The following is an 18,231-nucleotide window of genomic DNA, read 5'->3' on the forward strand; positions in this document are numbered from 1 at the left end:
GCCGCCTCGCGGAAGTGGACCGGGAGAGCTCGGCGAACTGGTGGGGACAGCACGTGACCGCGGTGTCCTGCGGAGGCCGACGGTGGCGATCCTCCGGCCCACAGTGGCGAGGCCTCCGGCTCCGGATCCTCCGGCCGCCGCGGGGGCGGCTCCCGTCATCCCTTGGCAGGCAGGACGAACGTGCCCGTCGGCGGGTCGGCCTCGGCCGGCAGGAAGAGCCGCTGCACGGCGGCCAGGACGGCGGACGCGATGGCGCTGCGCACCCGGGCGTCGAGCAGCACCAGCCGGTCGACCGGGTGGGAGAGATATCCCGCGTCCAGCCGCACGGCGGGCATGCGGGTCATCCGCAGCAGGTCCCAGGTCTTGGCGTGCGAGCCCAGGTCCAGCAGACCGGTGCGGGCGACCACCTCACGCCGGGCCAGGTTGGCGAACTGCTCACCGGCCGTGGAGGAGGCGCCCGACCCGGTCCCGTAGTAGTAGCTGGCGACGCCGCGTGCGTGCTCGGAGGTGTGCGCGTCGACGTGCAGCGAGAGGAACAGGTCGGCCCGGGCGTCGTTGGCGAAGGCGGTGCGCTCGGCCGGTGAGGGGTTCTGGTCCCGCCCGCGGGTGAGGTACACCGTGGCTCCGGCCGCGGCGAGGCGGCCCTCGATGCGCGAGGCGAGGTCGAACACGAGGTCGGCCTCGGTCGTCTCGCCCGCCGTGAAGCCGGGCTCGTCGCCGCCGTGGCCGGGATCGACGACGATGCGCCGGCCGATCAGGTGCGGCCCGCTGTCGACGAACGAGGCGCTCTGCCGGAGCAGCTGGGGACGGCCGCCGGTCACCTTGCGCCCGAGCTGGCGCAGGGCCCGCAGGGTGGCCGGGCCGCAGGTGCCGTCGGGGGTGAGCCCGTAGTCGCGCTGGAAGGCCCGCAGCCCGGCCTCGGTCTCGGCCCCGAAGACGCCGTCCACCGGTCCGGCGTCGTATCCCAGTTCGTGCACCCGCTCCTGCAGACCGACGACGTCGTCGCCCCGGATGGGCCGTTCCGGGTCGTAGCGCAGGAGCCGGTCCCCCAGCGACCACCGCGCCTCGTTCAGCGCCCGGTAGGTCTCCTCACCGACCCGGCCGTCGACGGACAGGCCGCGGTTCTGCTGGAAGTGCCGGACGGCCAGCTCCGTGGCGGCGTCGAACACCGCCGCGTCCAGGGCGACGTCCGGGAGCGTGGCCATCGCATGGGGTGGCCGCGGCTCGGCGATGCCGTCGGTGTCCGGCAGCAGGCCGAGGCTGCGCAGCGCGGTCTGCACGTCGGCCACGGCGGCCCCGCGGTCACCGAGGCGCAGGATCTGCATTCGGCTGTCTGCTCCCATCGTGTCCCCGATTGTGGTCCCCGCGGCGGGAGCCGGCCCACCGGGGTCCACGCAACGGGAACGGGCCCGCCTGTCCACGTGGACAGGCGGGCCCGTACGGCTCCCTGCAGGATCCCCGCCGCGAGCCTGCGAGTGGCGGGCGGCAAGGGGTCTTCTCAGATGTAGTCGGCGAGGTCGCTCAGGATCGCGCCCTTGGGCTTGGCGCCGATGATGCTTTTCACCGGCTTGCCGCCCTGGAAGACGGTCATGGTCGGGATCGACATGACCTGGTAGTCGCGGGCGATCTGCGGGTTCTCGTCGATGTTGAGCTTGGCGATCGTCAGCTTGTCGCCGTGCTCGGCGGCGATCTCCTCGAGGACGGGGGCGACCATCTTGCAGGGGCCGCACCACTCCGCCCAGAAGTCGACGAGCACGGGCTTCTCGCTGCCCAGCACGTCGGTGGCGAAGCTGGTGTCGGTGACCGTCACGGTGTTGCCTGCCATCGGTCGTTCTTCCTCTCGGTCGACTGCTCGAAGTCCTGCCGGGTGTAACCGGCGCGGCCGTGGATCTATGCCTGGGATCCGGCCCCTCTGCGGGGCCCTGCCCCGAGCCTGCGAGGGTGGGGGCAGAGGGGTCCTTCTACTAGCGCTCGTCGAAGGTCTCGGCGAGCCACCGCTCGGCGTCGATCGCGGCGGCGGCGCCCGTGCCGGCGGACGTGATCGCCTGGCGGTAGATGTGGTCGACGACGTCGCCGCAGGCGAACACCCCGTCGATGTTCGTGCGGGTGGTCGGGTGCTCCACCTGGATGTAGCCCTCGTCGTCCAGCTTGAGCTGGCCGGCGAACAGCTCGCTGCGCGGGTCGTGCCCGATGGCCACGAACACGCCGGTCACCGGCATGGTCTCGGTCGTGCCGCTCTCTACGTCGGTGAGCTGCACGCCGTCGACGGTGGTCTCGCCGAGGACGTCGGTGACCTGCTTGCCCAGCGCCCAGCGAATCTTCTCGTTGTCCTGGGCGCGCTTCTGCATGATCTTCGAGGCCCGCAGTTCGTTGCGCCGGTGGACGACGGTGACGCTCTTGGCGAAGCGGGTCAGGAAGGTCGCCTCCTCCATCGCGGAGTCCCCGCCGCCGACGACGACGATGTCCTGGTCGCGGAAGAAGAAACCGTCACAGGTGGCGCAGGCGGAGACGCCGCGGCCGAGGAGGCGCTGCTCGTTCTCCAGGCCCAGGTACCGGTACTTCGACCCGGTGGCCACGATCACCGCGTGCGCGCGGTGCACCTCGTCGCCGACCTTGACGATCTTCGGCTCGGCGGTGAGGTCGACCTCGGTGACGTCGCGGGCGACCAGCTCGGCCCCGAAGCGCTCGGCCTGGGTTCGCATGTCGTCCATGAGCTGAGGGCCCTGGATGCCCTCGGGAAAGCCGGGGAAGTTCTCGACCTCGGTGGTCGTCATCAGCGCGCCGCCGAACTGCGAGCCCTCGAACACCAGGGGGTGCAGGTTGGCGCGGGCGGCGTAGATGGCAGCGGTGTATCCGGCCGGCCCGGACCCGATGATGATCAGGTCACGGATCCCGTCGTGCTCGGCCGGCGGGATCGCGGGGTTCCCGTCCGTCGTCACCGCGGGGCCGGGGGTCGGGTGGTTCGTCACGGGCGGCACAACGAGGATCGTAGGGGCGCCATTCCCCGCTCCGGCGCTGCCCTGCCGTCAGCCGGCCGCCTGGACGGTGACCTCGGCGACGTCCGCGGAGAAGCCGCCGTCGCTGGCCACCAGCCCGGTGATCCAGACGAGGACGTAGCGGGCCGAGACCGGCTCGTCGAAGGCGAGCTGGGTCTGCTGCTCCAGCGTTCCGTCGGCGGCGACGGAGAAGTCGTCGAGGTCGCCGTCGGGTGCGTTCCCGGTGCGGATCTCCACCGTCGCGCCGGGGGAGTTCGTGGTGACGGTGACGGCCGCGAGGTCCTGGGCCTGGCCCAGGTCCAGCAGCAGACCGACGCCGTCCTTGAGGTTCCCGAACGCCGGTGAGCCCCGGTACTGCAGGGTCGACCAGGAGGTCGCCGGGTCCCCGTCGAAGGCCTGGGGCACGTCGGGAGTGTTCTCCGGCTCACCGTCGCCGAACGGGTCGTACACGTCGCCGGAGCTGATCGCCACGTCCTGCCCGGCGGTGGCGGCGCCACCCTCGGGCTCCTCGGCGGGAGCGCTGACCGAGGGGGTGGACCCGGGGATCTCGTCGACGTCGCCGGCGACGGACAGCACCTTGTCGCCGATCCACCAGGCCAGTGCGACGACCACGAGCAGGGCGAGGAGCGGCAGGCCGAACACCACCAGCCGGTGCCTCCTGGCGCCGTCCTGGCCGATGTCGGTCTCGCCGGTGACCGGTTCCTCGTACTCGTCGTCGTACCCGGCACCGTCGTCGAGGACGCCGAACGGCTCGTCGTCGTAACGGGTCGGGGGCGCGGCGTGGGGGAAGCGGGCATCCCCCGATCCGGTATCGCCCGATCCGGTATCGCGGGACCCGGCATAGGCGCCGCTGGCAGGGGGGACGGACCCGGCGGCGATCGTGTCGCCGCCGAGGGCGCCGGGGGCCACCCCGGTGCCGGTGACCGGCCGCACGGGCGGGACCGGAGGCAGGGTGTGCGGGTCGAGGCGCACGGGGCCGACGTCGACCGCGCGGGTCGCCGCCACCTCGCCGGCGGACTGCTCCCCGGGGTGGTCGGAGGCCTGGTCGGGCCGCCGGTCGCGCAGCCGGCGCAGCCAGCCGCTGTCGGTCTCCTCGGCGCGGGCGGCGGGGCTGAGCGGGCCCGGGCGGGTGCGCTCGGCGAGCAGCGAGGCCATGGCCGCGACGCTCGACAGGCCCTGACCCGGCTCCGTGGACCGGGCCCGGCGGACCAGCGCCACCAGGTCGGAGGGGCCGGTCAGCCGCCGGGGCCCCGGGGCGGCCGGGTCCAGGCCGGTCAGGCAGGCCTCGAGCAGCGCGCCGAGGGCGGTGATGTCGCCGTCGATCGTCCCGGTCGCGGCGGGAACGGCGCGCAGGCCGACCAGGCCGTTGGGGCGGAGGACCACGTTGTCGGGGGTGAGGCCGCCGACCGCCAGGCCCACGCGGTGCGCCTCGGCCACGCCCTCGGCCAGGCGCCGCAGGACGGTGCGGACCTCGCGCTCGGGCATCGGGCCCCGCGCGAGCCGCTCGGCGAGGGTCTCACCGTCGATCCACTCGTTGACGACGTAGGCGGCGCCACCGGGCGCCTGCGGGTCACCGCTGCCCTCCGAGGCGTCGTAGACCATCGCCAGGGCCGGCGTGGCCAGGCCGCCGGCCGTGAGGGCGCGGCTGATCCAGGCGTGCGCGGCGGGGCCGGCCGGGGTGTGCACCCGGATGGCGACGTCGCGGTTGAGGACACGGTCCTTGGCGCGCCAGCACTGGATGACGCCGGTGGGAGTGGGCTCGTCGGGGCCGACCTGGTCGATGGGGCGGTACCGGTCGGGGAGACCGGTGGTCGTCGACGTCATCGACACTGTCGACCCCCTGTCCTGTCCCGACTGCCGGCGCGAGCGCTCCGGAGGCGACGGCGTCGCCTCCCGCGAAGGTCCGGTCATCCGCGTCCCGTCCGGGCCCTGACCGCAGCCAGGGGCTCCTTGATCTCCGGAACGCGGGCCAGCACGAGACCTGCCAGCGCCACGCCGCCGATGACTACGGTACCGAGGAGCACCTTCGCGAGCGAGCCTGCCGGTGACGTGCCGAGCAGGTCGTCGGTCACCTCCAGCGCTCCCCAGCCGGCCGCGCCCGCCACGGCGGAGGCGGCGAGCACGCGGGCCACCGGCCCGAACGTCTCCCGGGTGCGCAGCGCACCGAGCCGGCGGCGGAGCGCGACGTCCCCGATCAGCCAGCCGGCTACGTAGGTCACACTGGTGACGATCATCAGGCCGGCCACGACGCCACCGGGGGGCACGACGGCCGGCACCAGCAGCAGCAGGGGCACCCGCACCGCGACCATCCCGATCTGGATCAGGGTCGGCGTGCGGGCGTCCTTCATCGCGTAGAACACCCGCAGCTGCAGCAGGGTCACCGCCATGGGCAGCAGGCCGAAGGCGCCGACGGCCAGGGCGGTGCCGATGGCCTCGGCCTCGGCCGTCGAGGTGTTGCCGCGGGCGAAGGCGAGGACGCCCAGCGGAGGTCCGAGCACCGTCAGCGCCGCGGTCACCGGGAGCAGGCCCAGCGCCGACAGGCGGGTGCCCAGGGAGAGGTCCTGGGCGACGCCGGGCACGTCGTGCCGCGAGGCCGCCCGGCTCATCCGGGGCACGAGCGCGGTGAGGAGCGCGACCCCGATGATCCCGTAGGGCATCTGGAACAGCAGGCTGGCGTAGGCGAAGGCGCTCGAGCCGAGCCCGCCGTCCCGGCCCGCGTCGTTGGCGATGCGGGTGGCCACGAGGACCCCGATCTGGCTCACCGCGACGTACCCGATCACCCAGAGGCCGAGGCTCCCTGCCTCGCGCAGCCCGGTCTCGCGCAGGCCCCACCGCGGGCGCAGCGGAACGCCGGCCCGGCGCAGCACCGGCAGCAGGACCAGCGCCTGGACGGCGATCCCCAGGGTGGTGCCCACGCCGAGGAGCCACAGCTGCCCGGGCGTGATGGTCTGGGGCTCCAGTTCGCCGGGACCGCTCGCGGCGATGAACAACCCGCCCGTGGCGATGACCACGACGTTGTTGAGCACCGGCGCCCAGGCCGGCGGCCCGAAGACGCCGCGGGAGTTGAGCACGGCCTGGGCCAGCGCGCCGAGCCCGTAGAAGACGATCTGGGCGAGGAGGATCCGGGCCAGCCAGGTGGCCAGCCGGTGCTGCTCGGGGTCCTCGTCCAGACCGTAGAGCGAGGTCAGGGGGCCCGCCGCGAGGATCGCCAGTCCGGTGACCACGACCAGACCCGCGAGGGCCAGCGTGGCCAGCCGCTGCGCGTACGCGGTGCCGCCGTCCCGGTCCCGCTCCTGTGCGTGCACCAGCAGCGGGACGACGACCGAGGTCAGCACCCCGCCGAGCAGCAGCTCGTAGACGATGTTGGGCAGCGTGTTGACGGTGTTGTAGGCGTCGTTGACCAGGCCGACGCCGAGCGCGGCGGCCAGCACCATCGTCCGGAGCAGCCCGGTGATCCGGGAGACGAGCGTGGCCACCGCCATCGTGCCTGCCGCCCGCAGGATCCCCCTGGCCGCGCCCGGTGCCCCCTCCCGCTGCTCGGCGTCCTCCTCCGTCTCCTCCACCGGCCCGCGCGGAACCGGCGGGAGCGACGTCATCACCTGCGTGTGGCTGTCGTCGGCGACCGGCACCCAGCGGTTGCGGGTGGCCGGGGGCACCGGCGGCAGGGGACGCGCGGGCGGTCGCGGCGCGGCCGGGGGCGGCGGGAACGGAGGGGCGGGCATCCCGCCGGGAGCGGGGTCGGCGAACGGCGCCGACGGCGGGGGCGCGGCACGGTAGGGCGGGGGCGGCAGGGCGGAGCCGCCGGACGGACGGCGAGGTGACCGGGCGGCGACCGGCGGCGGGACCGGCGGCCGGCCGGCACGGACGTCCCGGTCGGCCGGGCGGTCCTCCTCCGGGGCCACCGGGCGATCGTCCTCGGGGCCGGCCCTCACACCGGGCTCCGGTTGGGCGCGGGCTGCAGGACGGCGCCCTCCGGGGCACCGCCCTGCTGACCGGCGTCCGCGGCGGCGCGGCGGCGCCGCAGGACGAAGTTGACCAGCCGGCGCAGGAACAGCAGGCCCAGCAGCCCGGCCGCCCCGATCGTGATGATCAGCGAGATCGGGCCGTACGCCGTGCTCCGGACCTGCATGGCGATCTCCTCGCCGAGCGGGCCGCCGGACGGGGTGGTCAGCTGCGCCCGCACGGCGAACCCCCCGGCCTGCTGCGCCTCGGCGGGCACCCGGAGCGTGTACCGCTGGCCGGGCCCGAGGATCTGGGGACCGATGTCCTCGATCACCAGACCCCGGCTGCCGCGGGTGCGGATGTCGAGCAGCACCCGCACGGGCATCGGCAGATCGTTGCGGCCGGTGAGGATCAACGGGGAGTCGTCGGACCCGAGGGTGTAGGAGCCCTCCACCGGGTCCAGCAGCGTGACCTTCCCGCGCAGCCCCTCCAGCTCGGCGCGCAGGTCCGCCGCGACCGAACGGAAGTGCTCCGGGTCGTCCCGTCGGGTCGCGGACGTCGCGCGGGAGACGGCGGCGTCGTAGCTGCGCAGGGCCGTGTCGGCATCTCCCACGACGGCACCGGCCAGGTCGTCCCGGATCGCGACGCCGGCCACCACGTCCGCCATGCCCGCCGGGTCCAGGCCCGGGGCGTCGAGCGGGTCGGACAGGGTCCCGGCCGGTTCGGCGACGCCGGCGGACAGCTCGGCGACCGTCGACGCGCGCAGCCACGGCAGGCCGGCGGTGTCGGCCATCATCGCCCCGGCGCCCTCGGGGCCGGCCTCGATCTCCCGGGGCGCGGCGACCAGCACGGTCTGCTCGCTGCCCTCCGGGGCCTGCATGCTGAGAACGGCGAGCTCCGCGAGGTACTGCTGCTCGGCCATCCGCGCGCCACCCGCGGCCTGCTCGGCCGAGCCGAGCAGGCCGCTCAGCGTCGGGTCGGCGATCAGGGCGTCGAGCGGCCCGGCCGGCGTGGCGACCGTGGCCCGGGCCCCGGCCGTCGGGTCCGTGAGCCCCACGGCGTCGTCGCCGTGGGTCACGCCCGTGGCGCCGAGCACGACCTGCTGCACACCTCCCGCCTGCAGGACCGGCAGGGTGTCCGCGCGCAGCGACTCACCCGGTGCCCACGCGAGGTCGGTGCGGGGCTCGACGTCGAGGGCGTCGGAGAGGATCGCCGCTCCGGCGCGCCCCTCCGGCCCCGGCGTCTCCGGGGCGGCCGACTCCGGGGCGCCGGTGGTGGGCGAGGTGGCGACAGCACCATCGTCGGCCCGGCTGCTGCCGGGGGGGTCCTGGGCGGTCCCCTCGGGGGAACCGGGGAGGCTGCGGGTCAGGACGTCGGGAAGCCCCGCGCCGACCAGGCTGTCGGCGTCGACGTCGCCGTAGGGCAGCGCCACCACCGGGTGGACGGCGGCGACCGTGGCGAGCCGGTCCAGGAACGCCCTCGCGGCGTCCGTGCCGTCCCCCGGCCTGCCGTCGACCTCGTAGGGCCCGGCGGCCATGAGCTGCAGTTCCTCCACGAGTGCGGGGTCGACGGCCAGTGTCACCTGGATCGCCGGCCTGACCTCGGCACCGTCGGCGGCCGGGTCGCCGGGGACGCCGCCGGGCAGTCGCTCGATGACCGCCAGCGCACGGTCCAGGCGCCCACCGCTGCTGACGGACGCGGCCAGACCGTCGTCCCGGAACGCGCCCGAGGGCGTGCGGTGCGAGGGCTCGACCAGGGGCCACAGCCAGGCGACGGCGGTGCGCGCCGTGGGCACCGGCGGCTGCTGCACGACGTAGGTGCGCAGCTCGCCGACCCGCTGGTCCAGTCCGTCCACCGTTCCGTTGACGTTGAGCAGCACCGGGTAGACGCCGTCCTGGGTCAGGTCGAGCTCCTCGGCGGGCAGCGTGTAGCTGAACGTGAGGTCGTCGCCGGGGGCGAGCTGGCCGGGCACCGGCTGGAACGGTGCTCGCTTGCTGGTCGCCGGGTCGGCGTCCTGCCGCTCGGCGGCGAGCTCGGCGCGGGTGGTGAGGACGGCGCCGCGCTGCAGCCGCAGGTTGAGGTCGGTGATGGTGGCCGGGCCGGTGTTGACGAGCGTCCCGGTGACCGTGACCAGCGACCCGGGGGTGATCGTGCGCGGCTCGAAGCGGCCGACCTCGATGCGCACCGGCCGGTCACTGCTGGTGACGTCCTCCTCGGCGCGGTCGTCGCCGGTGCCCTCGTCCTGCGCCAGGACGGCACCGGGAGCGGCGAGGACCGGGGCCGGCGCGGCGGACGCCGGCGGAGCGCCCAGGACCACGACCCCGAGCGCGGTGGCGAACATGGGGCCCACGGCGGCGCGCACCAGCGCCGTCCGCGTCATCGGTCCTCCTTGCCGGCGCTGGTCAGCGGCGGGACGCGGGGCCGCGCTGTGCCTATCTCGACCTCGCAGGCTCGGTCACGCGCTGTCAGCCAGGAGTCCGGGGGCGCGCTCCACGAGGGCCCGCTCGTCGGCGTAGGCCAACCGGGTGCTCAACTCGTCCAGCGGCACCCAGGCCACCTCGGTCACCTCGACGTCGGCGTCGGACAGCGCGCCACCGATCGCGCGGAGGAGGAAGTGGTGCACGGTCTTGTGCACCCGGCGGCCGTCGGCGACGAACCAGAAGTCGATGATGCCCAGCGGAGCGACCACCTCACCGATGATCCCGGTCTCCTCGGCGACCTCCCGGACCGCGGTGTCCTCGGGGGTCTCGCCGGCCTCGATGTGGCCCTTGGGCAGCGACCAGAGCAGCCGGCCCCGGCGGTCGGTCCGGCCGATGAGCGCGGCACGGGGCCCGGTCACGCCGTCGTCGGCCACCACCAGGCCCCCGGCGGAGGTCTCGTCGACCCGTCGCAGCCGGCGGCCGGGGCGTCCACGCCCGCCCGTCCCAGCCATGCCAGGAGGGTAGCGCGCGCCCGGCGACAGCTCCGGGAGCATCGCAGCGGGAGCGCATTCGCCGCCGCACTACCCTGGCTGGTCGTGTCCGCTGAGCCCCCGCGCCATCCGCCGGAGCCCCCGCGCCCTCCCGTCGCGGAACCGGTTCTCCCGGCCGTCCAGGAGACCGTGCGGAAGCTGGTCGACGTCTCGCCGGTCCTGACCGAGGTGGGCCGGCGGTTCGCCTCCGCCGGGTTCGAGGTGCACCTGGTCGGCGGATCGGTGCGCGACGCGCTCCTCGCCGCCGGTGGAGGCCCTTCGGCACAGGAAGCGCCGGGTGACCTCGACCTCACCACCGATGCGCGTCCCGAGCAGGTCCTCGAGCTGCTCCGCGGGTGGGCCGGTTCCACGTGGAACACCGGGATCGCGTTCGGGACCGTCGGGGCCGAGGTCCGGGGCGCGCGGCTGGAGATCACCACGTTCCGCGCCGATCGCTACGACCGCGAGTCGCGGAACCCGGAGGTCGCCTGGGGGAACTCGCTCGAGGACGACCTGCGCCGGCGCGACTTCACGGTCAACGCCATGGCCGTCTCCCTGGGCCCCGACCGGACGGTGACCGATCCCTTCGGCGGCCTCGGCGACCTCATGCGCCGCCGGCTGCGCACCCCCGGCCCGGCCGTGGAATCCTTCGCCGACGACCCGCTGCGCATGCTGCGCGCCGTCCGCTTCGTCGCGCAGCTGGGGCTGACCCCCGAGGACGACGTCGTCGCGGCGATGACGGCGCTCAGCGGCGAGCTCGGCCGAATCACCCCGGAGCGGGTCCAGGTCGAGCTCTCGAAGACCCTGCTCCAGGACGCCCCGCGCGCCGCGCTGGAGCTCTTCGTCGACACCGGGCTGGCCGACGTCGTGCTCCCGGAGCTGCCCGCGCTGCGGATGGAGATCGACGAGCACCACCAGCACAAGGACGTCTACACCCACTCGCTGACCGTGCTCGACCAGGCGATCGCCCTGGAGAAGGCGGACCCGGAGGCCGGGTCGCCCGACCTCGTGCTGCGGCTGGCGGCGCTCCTGCACGACATCGGCAAGCCGGCCACCCGCCGCCACGAGCCGCGTGGCCGGGTCTCCTTCCACCACCACGAGGTGGTCGGCGCCAAGCTGGTGCGCAAGCGGCTGACCGCCCTGCGGTACTCGAAGGAGATCGTCGAGGCGGTGTCCCGCCTGACGTTCCTGCACCTGCGCTTCCACGGGTACGGCAGCGGCGAGTGGACCGACTCGGCGGTCCGCCGGTACGTGACCGACGCCGGTGACCTGCTGCCCCGCCTGCACAAGCTGGTGCGGTCGGACTCCACCACCCGCAACAAGCGCCGGGCGGCCGCACTCTCGGCGACCTACGACTCGCTCGAACGGCGGATCCGCGAGCTCTCGGAGGCCGAGGACCTGGCGCGGGTACGACCCGACCTGGACGGCAACGCGATCATGGCGATCCTCGGCCTCGGTCCCGGGCCCGAGGTCGGGAAGGCTTGGCGGTTCCTCAAGGACCTGCGTCTCGAGCGCGGGCCGCTCGACCCGGACGAGGCCGAGGCCCTGCTCCGGGAGTGGTGGGCGGCCCAGCAGGGCTGATCCCGGCCCGGGCTCCAGATCCGGGCCCGGCCTGCCGACAATCCGGACGTGGCGCAGCAGGGAACGGACGGGGGCGAGCCCCAGGTGCCGAGGTCGCCGTCCGGCCGGATCCCGGAGTGGGTGCTCGACGAGGCCGCTGGCCGGCCACCGGAACCCGTGCCGTGGCGGGCCCCCGCTCCCGCGCCCCGCCGGCGTCGCGGGTGGGCGGTGCTGCGCGCCCTGGTGATCGTGCCGCTGGTCGTCCTGCTGAGCCTGGTGGCCTCCGTCCTGGTCGGTCCCCGCACGTGGCCCTGGTCGCCGGTGACTCCCGACCTGCCCGCGGCGACGCCGTCGGTGACCCCGCCCACGCTCACCACACCTCCGGACCGGCCGACAGCGGGACGCGAGGCGGCCCGCACCCCGCTCGGCCGGCCGCTCCCCGCTCCTCCCGAGGGCGGTACGCACACCTTCATCGCGTTCCAGGAGGACGGGGTCACGCCGGTCGCCTACGACCCGTGCCGTCCCGTGCACTACGTCGTCCGGCCGGACGACGCGCCCCCGGGCGGCGAGGACGTGGTCCACGCCGCGTTCGCCCGGCTCGGCGAGGTGACCGGACTCCGGTTCGTCCACGACGGGGTCACCGACGAGAGCACGACGCTCGAGCGCGACATCTTCCAGCCGGAGCGCTACGGGGACCGATGGGCGCCGGTGCTCGTCGCGTGGGAGACCGAGGAGCAGAACCCGGCGCTGGCCGGTGACACCGTCGGCCAGGCCGGCAGCGTCGCGGTGTCGCTGGGCGAGGGACCCCGCGTCTTCGTCACCGGGACGGTCTCGCTCGACGCCGTCCGGATGCCGGAGATCCTCTCCTTCCGCGACGGTGCCCGGACGGCGCGGGCGATCGTCCTGCACGAGCTCGGCCACCTCGTCGGTCTCGGCCACGTCGACGACCCGGAGCAGCTCATGTACCCGGAGGCCCGGCGCGAGGTCCCCGACTTCGCCTCCGGCGACCTGACCGGCCTCAGCGTCCTGGGCGCCGGTCCCTGCGTCCCCGAGCTGTGATCGCGGATCAGTGCCGGCGGGTCGTGCGGGCGTAGGTGACGGCGGCCACCAGGTAGCCGAGAGCGACCGCCGCCGGCACCGCGGAGGAGACCCCGGACTCGGGCAGGGTGCCGGCGCCCACCACGAGGGCGATCACGAACGTCATGTTGAAGAGCGTGTCGTAGACCGAGAAGACGCGGCCCCGGTAGTCGTCCTCGACGGTCTCCTGCAACGTGGCATCCACGCAGATCTTGACCGCCTGCGCGACGAAGCCCAGCAGGACACCCACCAGGACCACGGTGGCCGGCACGAACGACAGCACGATCGCCACCTGGGCCACCGCACCGCCGGTGAGCAGCAGCAGGACCCACCGCCGGGTGCCGATGCGCCGCACCACCGCAGGCGTCACCACGGCGGCGACCAGCGTCCCGAGCGCCGCCGCGGCCACGACCTGCCCCAGCCCGAGGATCCCGCCCCGGAAGAGGCCACCCCCCGCCTCGAAGGTGTTCCGGTAGAGCAGCAGCGTCGTGAGGGTGAAGACCCCGTAGCAGAAGCGGTGCAGCCCGATCGCGAGCAGCGCGGCGGCCGCCGGTGGCCGGGCGGCCACGTGCCGCGCCCCGGCGACCATGCCCAGGACGGTGTCCCGGGCGGACTCCCGCGCGGACGGCCGGACGGCGACCATGTGGTCCGGCCCGAGATGCGCCCGGGGGAACCCGGCGACCACGGCCGAGGCGGCCAGGTAGGGCAGGGCCGACGCGAGCGCCATCCCGGCGTAGCCGGCGTTCGCGGCGTCGATGCCCTCCAGCAGCAGGATCGCCGCGGCGCCACCGGCCACCGTCGACACCCCTCCGGCCGTCGTCGACAGCGCGTTCGCGGGCACCAGCGACGGCGCGCCGACGGTGTGCGGGAGGCCCGCCGACAGCGCGGACAGGACGAACCGGTTGACCGAGAAGACCGCGAGCCCGGCCGTGTAGAAGGCGGCCCCCTCGACGCCGCCGAGGATCAGGGCCCCGACGACGGCGACCAGAGCCGCGCGCACCACGTTGGCGCGCAGCAGCACCTGACGGCGGCTCCACCGGTCCAGCCAGACGCCGGCGAACGGCCCGACCAGGGAGTAGGGCAGCAGGAGGATCGCGAAACCGGCGGCGATGTCGACCGGGTCCGCCGCCCGCTGGGGGTTGAACAGCACCGTGCCGGCCAGCGCGGCCTGGAAGACGCCGTCCCCGAACTGCGCGAGCAGCCGGGTGGCGAGCAACCGGCGGAAGTCCGGGCGGCGCAGCACGTGCCCGACGCTGGTCCGCACCTCCGGCACCCGGTCACCCTACGGGGACCGGTGCGACCCGGAGCGTCATCGACGGGCCGTGCCGCGCCGCCGGCCGATCGCCACCCGGTCGCCGACCAGCGTTCTCTCCCGATCGGAGGAACGAGCGGCCACGGGTCGCGCGCAGGTGGGGCACACTTGACGGGATGACGTCGGTGCCCTCGTCACCCGATCCCGAGTCCGGTCCCCCCGTGCGGCCCGCGACCGGCCGTCGGCGTGCCCCCGCGGTGCCCGCACTGGACATCGGCTGCCTGGACGACGTCCGTCCGGGCGCCCTGCTGGTCGCGATGCCGGCACTCACCGACCCCACGTTCGCCGGCACGGTGGTCTACGTGCTCGACCACTCCGACAACGGGACGCTCGGGGTCGTCCTCGGCCGTCCGAGCCAGGTCGAGATCCGCGATGTGCTCCCCGGGTGGTGCGCCCTCGCGGTCGAGCCGGAGGTGTTCCACGTGGGCGGTCCGTGCGAGACCGACACCGCCCTGTGCCTGGCCGTCTCGCCCGTCGCGGTGGCGGAGGGCGCCAGCCCGCTGCGCCGGGTGGCCGGCGACGTCTACCTCGTCGACCTGGACAGCGATCCCGGCGACCTGCAGGAGGAGCTGACCGGGCTGCGGGTCTTCGCGGGTTACGCCGGATGGTCCCCCGGGCAGCTGGCGGGTGAGATCGCCGAGGGGGCGTGGGCCTGCGTGCCGGGACGCGCGGGCGACGTCCTGCACCAGGCGTCGGGTCCCGAGCTGTGGCGCGCGGTGATGGGGCGGCAGACCGGCCGCCTCGCGGTGCTCTCCACTGCCCCGGCAGACCCGTCCGTCAACTGAGGGTGCCCGGATCGCGCTCGATCTGGTAGGAAGGACACCGGGAGAGGGCGGTCTGGGGAAGAGGCCGCCCTCTCCTGTTGCGTCCGTGGCACCTCTGCAGGGTCCCGCCGCGAGCCTGTGAGCGGTTGGGCAGAGGGGTCCTCTCTCACATCCCCAGGCCGGCGGCCACGGCCGGGTGCTGGGCGGCGTCCGCGGTCTCCTCGTCGGCTGGGAGGTCGATCCGGCGGACGCCGTGGTCGGACAGGGTGACGGTGACGTCGAAGTCGTCACCGGCCAGCGTCGTCACGAACTGGGTCATCAGGTCGTCCGACGCCCCCACCGCCACGGTGCGGCCGCCGGGGAGCCCGAACAGCGTCGTGAGCCGGCTGTCGATGGAGCGCTGCCCCTGCCACGTGTAGTCGCCGTCCAGGAAGGCCCGCGGGTCGTCGGCCCGGCGCGCCGACAGGTTCAGCAGCAGCTCGGTCAGGACGTCGACGAGCAGCGGCGTCCCCTCCGTGCCGGACGTGACCGGCCGGCGCAGGTAGGCCGCCTGCGGAGCGCCACCGGCGGCGAGTGCGTCGGCCAGCCCCGGGACGTCACCGACCCAGACCTCCTCCGGCGTGAAGAAGAGGGTCCTGGTGTCCTCGGCGCCGCCGTCGCCGAAGCTGGTCACCGCCTGGGCCCGGCCCACGTGGTTGCGGAAGTCCACGGTGCCGGTGAGGGTGAGCAGCGCGTCCTCCCCGTACGGCGCGGTGACCACGAAGTCGGCGCCGCCGCGCTGCCGGTTGCGCTCCAGGAGCTTCGCGAGGGCCTGCGCCTCCTCCTCGGTGACCGGGTCGCCGACCGGCCGGTCCGCCCCGTCCCCACCGGTGCACCCGGCGACCAGCGCGACGGCCGTCCCGAGCGCGAGCAGCAGCCGGCGGGTACGGGTAGGCATGCGGTGCAGCGTAAGCAGGCGGGAGCCCGACACCCCGCAGGACGCGACAGGGCCCGCACTCCGGCAGGGGAGTGCGGGCCCTGGTCGTTCCCCCCGCCGTTCGCACGCTGACGGCGGGATCCTGCAGGGCGGCCGTCTTAGCGGTCGAGGTCGCCCCGGATGAAGGCCTCGACGGCGTCACGGGCCTCGCTGTCGCTGTACTGGACGGGCGGGCTCTTCATGAAGTACGAGGAGGCCGACAGGATCGGGCCGCCGATGCCGCGGTCCTTGGCGATCTTCGCCGCGCGGACGGCGTCGATGATGATCCCGGCGGAGTTCGGGGAGTCCCAGACCTCCAGCTTGTACTCCAGGTTCAGCGGGACGTCGCCGAACGCGCGACCCTCCAGCCGGACGTAGGCCCACTTGCGGTCCGACAGCCACGGCACGTGGTCGGACGGGCCGATGTGCACGTTGCCCTGGCCCATGTCGCGGTCGACCTGGCTGGTGACCGACTGGGTCTTGGAGATCTTCTTCGACTCCAGGCGCTCGCGCTCGAGCATGTTCTTGAAGTCCATGTTGCCGCCGACGTTGAGCTGCATGGTGCGATCGAGCTGCACGCCGCGGTCCTCGAACAACTTGGCGAGGACGCGGTGGGTGATGGTGGCGCCGACCTGGCTCTTGATGTCGTCGCCGACGATCGGGACCCCGGCGGCGGTGAACTTGTCCGCCCACTCCTTGGTGCCCGCGATGAAGACCGGGAGCGCGTTGACGAACGCCACACCGGCGTCCAGGGCGCACTGCGCGTAGAACTCGGCCGCCTGCTGCGAGCCGACCGGGAGGTAGCAGACGAGGACGTCCGCGCCGGACTCGCGCAGCGCGGCGACGACGTCGACCGGCTGATCGTCGGACTCGTCGATCATCTCGCGGTAGTACCTGCCGAGGCCGTCGAGCGTGGTCCCGCGCTGGACGGCGACACCGAGCGGCGGCACGTCGCAGATCTTGATGGTGTTGTTCTCGCTGGCCACGATCGCCTCGGAGAGGTCGCGGCCGACCTTCTTGGCGTCGACGTCGAACGCGGCGACGAACTCGATGTCCGAGACGTGGTACTCGCCGAACCGGACGTGCATCAGGCCGGGCACGGACGTGGTCTCGTCCGCGTCGCGGTAGTAGTGCACCCCCTGCACGAGCGAGGCCGCGCAGTTGCCGACACCGACGATGGCGACCTTCACGGACCCCATGGACTCTCCTTCTCCCCGGACCGCGGTGGGTCCTGTTGACCCGGACCGGTGTGGCCCGGTGATGACTGCGCCCCTGCTGCCTGGGCCCCTGATGACTCCGCCTCTGACGACTCCGCCTCTGATGCCTCCGCCTCTGACGACTCCGCCTCGCGGCGCTCGGTGTCGATCAGCTCGGCCAGCCAGCGGACCTCGCGGTCGACCGACTCCAGACCGTGGCGCTGGAGCTCGAGGGTGTAGCGGTCGAGGCGCTCCCGCGTCCTGGCCAGTGACGCCCGCAGGCCCTCGCGCTGCTGCTCCACGGTGCGACGGCGGCCCTCCAGGATCCGCAGGCGCACGTCGGCGGCCGTGTGGCGGAAGAAGGCCAGGCGGACGCCGAACAGCCCGCCGTCGTCGTAGGCCTCCGGGCCGGTCTGGGCGACCAGTTCGTGGAAGCGCTCCTTGCCCTCCGCGGTGATCGTGTAGACCACCTTCCCGCGCCGGCCGGTGAGCGGCGGTGCGTCCGCGGGGAGCAGGGCGTGCGGGTCGGGCTCGTCGGTGGAGATGAGCCCGGCCGCCCGCATCCGCTTGAGCGCGGGGTACAGCGAGCCGTAGGAGATGCTCCGCATCCCGCCGAGCACCTCCGCCAGCTGTTTGCGCAGCTCGTAGCCGTGCATCGGGGACCGCTGGAGCAGCCCGAGGATGGCGAACTCGAGCATCGCGCCCTCCTCGACCGGTGTGCCTCGATGTATCGGGACGATACATTGACTCGATGCGTCGGTGGCAATCGGATGGCGTGCGGACGCGCCTTGGTGGACCGGCGTCCTGCGTCGCGAACCGGCCGCTGACCCGCGCGGGTGCGTACATTGGCCGCCGTGCCCGGACGTCGATCCGTCGTGGACTACTCGCTGCAGCGGCGAGCCGTCCTCGCCGACGTGTACGCGGGCCGCACGGGTCTGTTCGAGGTCTGCGACGCCAGTCCCTACCTGTCCCGGGCGGCGAAGTACCACGGCGAGGCGACGTCGGTGGTCTGCCCGGTCTGCCGCAGGGAACGCCTGACCCTCGTGAACTACGTGTACGGCGACCACCTGGGCCCCACGTCGGGTCAGGCCAAGACCGAGGCCGAGCTCGCGCGCATGAACGCCGTCCAGGACGAGTTCACCGTGTACGTCGTCGAGGTGTGCCGCAGCTGCGGATGGAACCACCTCGACTCCTCGTACGTCCTCGGTGCCGAGCCCGTGCCGGGGCAGCAGCGCCGCCGGGGACGGCGCCGGGCCGCCACGGAGTAGAGCCGGGCACCGGGACGTTCAGTCCCGGTGGACCCCTCCGTCACAGCAGCCCCTGCCGGGCACCGCTGGGCGGGGTCCTCCCCCGCTCGAACACCTGAAGACGCCACGCTCGAAGAAGCACGCGGCCGGTGCGCCGGCTCGCCGACGAAGACTTGACGACAGAGAGCTGTCAGAGAGGGGTTCCTCGTGCCATCCCACGACGAGACCTCGC

The 18,231-nt window shown here is 74.2% G+C and carries 15 protein-coding genes; 4 read left to right on the top strand and 11 right to left on the bottom strand.

Translation table 11 applies throughout. The features are described from left to right. Positions 1-155: 155 nt before the first annotated feature. The 7 genes from ACFSHS_RS13365 to ACFSHS_RS13395 all read right to left on the bottom strand — a co-directional run bounded on the left by ACFSHS_RS13365 (position 156) and on the right by ACFSHS_RS13395 (position 9,870). Positions 156-1,325 carry an N-acetylmuramoyl-L-alanine amidase gene (locus ACFSHS_RS13365; RefSeq protein WP_376876685.1) on the bottom strand — a complete coding sequence of 390 codons (1,170 nt, stop codon included), beginning with the start codon at positions 1,323-1,325 and terminating at the stop codon, positions 156-158. A 173-nt stretch (positions 1,326-1,498) separates the two neighbouring features. Continuing rightward, positions 1,499-1,825 (bottom strand): thioredoxin, encoded by a 327-nt coding sequence (trxA, locus tag ACFSHS_RS13370; protein WP_135137463.1) that lies wholly within the window; start codon positions 1,823-1,825, stop codon positions 1,499-1,501. A gap of 139 nt (positions 1,826-1,964) precedes the next feature. After that, complete coding sequence (trxB, locus tag ACFSHS_RS13375) at positions 1,965-2,978, bottom strand: thioredoxin-disulfide reductase (protein WP_458199721.1); 1,014 nt, start codon at positions 2,976-2,978, stop codon at positions 1,965-1,967. 48 nt (positions 2,979-3,026) lie between these two features. Further along, entirely contained in the window at positions 3,027-4,820 is a 1,794-nt protein-coding gene (locus tag ACFSHS_RS13380; RefSeq protein WP_376876689.1) for a protein kinase family protein, read from the bottom strand. Positions 4,821-4,903: 83 nt separating this feature from the next. Further along, positions 4,904-6,898 carry a murein biosynthesis integral membrane protein MurJ gene (gene murJ / locus ACFSHS_RS13385; RefSeq protein ID WP_376876692.1) on the bottom strand — a complete coding sequence of 665 codons (1,995 nt, stop codon included), beginning with the start codon at positions 6,896-6,898 and terminating at the stop codon, positions 4,904-4,906. Between the two features lie 26 nt (positions 6,899-6,924). Beyond that, the gene (locus ACFSHS_RS13390) at positions 6,925-9,318 is read right to left on the bottom strand and encodes a DUF6049 family protein (RefSeq protein WP_376876695.1); all 2,394 of its coding nucleotides are present in this window, start codon (positions 9,316-9,318) and stop codon (positions 6,925-6,927) included. A 75-nt stretch (positions 9,319-9,393) separates the two neighbouring features. Further along, the gene (locus tag ACFSHS_RS13395; RefSeq protein WP_376876698.1) at positions 9,394-9,870 is read right to left on the bottom strand and encodes an NUDIX hydrolase; all 477 of its coding nucleotides are present in this window, start codon (positions 9,868-9,870) and stop codon (positions 9,394-9,396) included. Between the two features lie 168 nt (positions 9,871-10,038). Here ACFSHS_RS13395 and ACFSHS_RS13400 point away from each other — a divergent pair, with 168 nt between their 5' ends. Continuing rightward, positions 10,039-11,469: a CCA tRNA nucleotidyltransferase gene (locus tag ACFSHS_RS13400; protein WP_376876701.1), complete on the top strand. Its 1,431-nt coding sequence runs from the start codon at positions 10,039-10,041 to the stop codon at positions 11,467-11,469. Positions 11,470-11,517: 48 nt separating this feature from the next. Next, positions 11,518-12,507 carry a matrixin family metalloprotease gene (locus tag ACFSHS_RS13405; protein ID WP_376876704.1) on the top strand — a complete coding sequence of 330 codons (990 nt, stop codon included), beginning with the start codon at positions 11,518-11,520 and terminating at the stop codon, positions 12,505-12,507. 7 nt (positions 12,508-12,514) lie between these two features. Here the strand turns inward: ACFSHS_RS13405 and ACFSHS_RS13410 are convergent, their stop codons facing one another. Then, positions 12,515-13,798: an MFS transporter gene (locus tag ACFSHS_RS13410; protein ID WP_376876707.1), complete on the bottom strand. Its 1,284-nt coding sequence runs from the start codon at positions 13,796-13,798 to the stop codon at positions 12,515-12,517. Positions 13,799-13,953: 155 nt separating this feature from the next. Between ACFSHS_RS13410 and ACFSHS_RS13415 the strand changes: the two genes are divergently transcribed. Then, positions 13,954-14,622: a YqgE/AlgH family protein gene (locus ACFSHS_RS13415; protein ID WP_376876710.1), complete on the top strand. Its 669-nt coding sequence runs from the start codon at positions 13,954-13,956 to the stop codon at positions 14,620-14,622. Between the two features lie 145 nt (positions 14,623-14,767). Here ACFSHS_RS13415 and ACFSHS_RS13420 read toward each other — a convergent pair whose 3' ends face one another. The 3 genes from ACFSHS_RS13420 to ACFSHS_RS13430 all read right to left on the bottom strand — a co-directional run bounded on the left by ACFSHS_RS13420 (position 14,768) and on the right by ACFSHS_RS13430 (position 17,450). After that, positions 14,768-15,538 carry a hypothetical protein gene (locus ACFSHS_RS13420; protein ID WP_376876713.1) on the bottom strand — a complete coding sequence of 257 codons (771 nt, stop codon included), beginning with the start codon at positions 15,536-15,538 and terminating at the stop codon, positions 14,768-14,770. Positions 15,539-15,675: 137 nt separating this feature from the next. After that, on the bottom strand, positions 15,676-16,755 hold the full coding sequence (locus ACFSHS_RS13425) for an inositol-3-phosphate synthase (protein ID WP_376876716.1): 1,080 nt from the start codon (positions 16,753-16,755) through the stop codon (positions 15,676-15,678). Next, complete coding sequence (locus ACFSHS_RS13430; RefSeq protein ID WP_376876719.1) at positions 16,743-17,450, bottom strand: PadR family transcriptional regulator; 708 nt, start codon at positions 17,448-17,450, stop codon at positions 16,743-16,745. The genes ACFSHS_RS13425 and ACFSHS_RS13430 overlap by 13 nt, the downstream gene beginning before the upstream one ends. Before the next feature lie 156 nt (positions 17,451-17,606). Here ACFSHS_RS13430 and ACFSHS_RS13435 point away from each other — a divergent pair, with 156 nt between their 5' ends. Then, positions 17,607-18,020 (top strand): DUF5318 family protein, encoded by a 414-nt coding sequence (locus ACFSHS_RS13435; protein ID WP_376876721.1) that lies wholly within the window; start codon positions 17,607-17,609, stop codon positions 18,018-18,020. Positions 18,021-18,231: the final 211 nt, after the last annotated feature.

The sequence above is a fragment of the Blastococcus deserti genome, assembly GCF_042682525.1.
GTDB classification, from domain to species: Bacteria; Actinomycetota; Actinomycetes; order Mycobacteriales; family Geodermatophilaceae; genus Blastococcus_B; species Blastococcus_B deserti.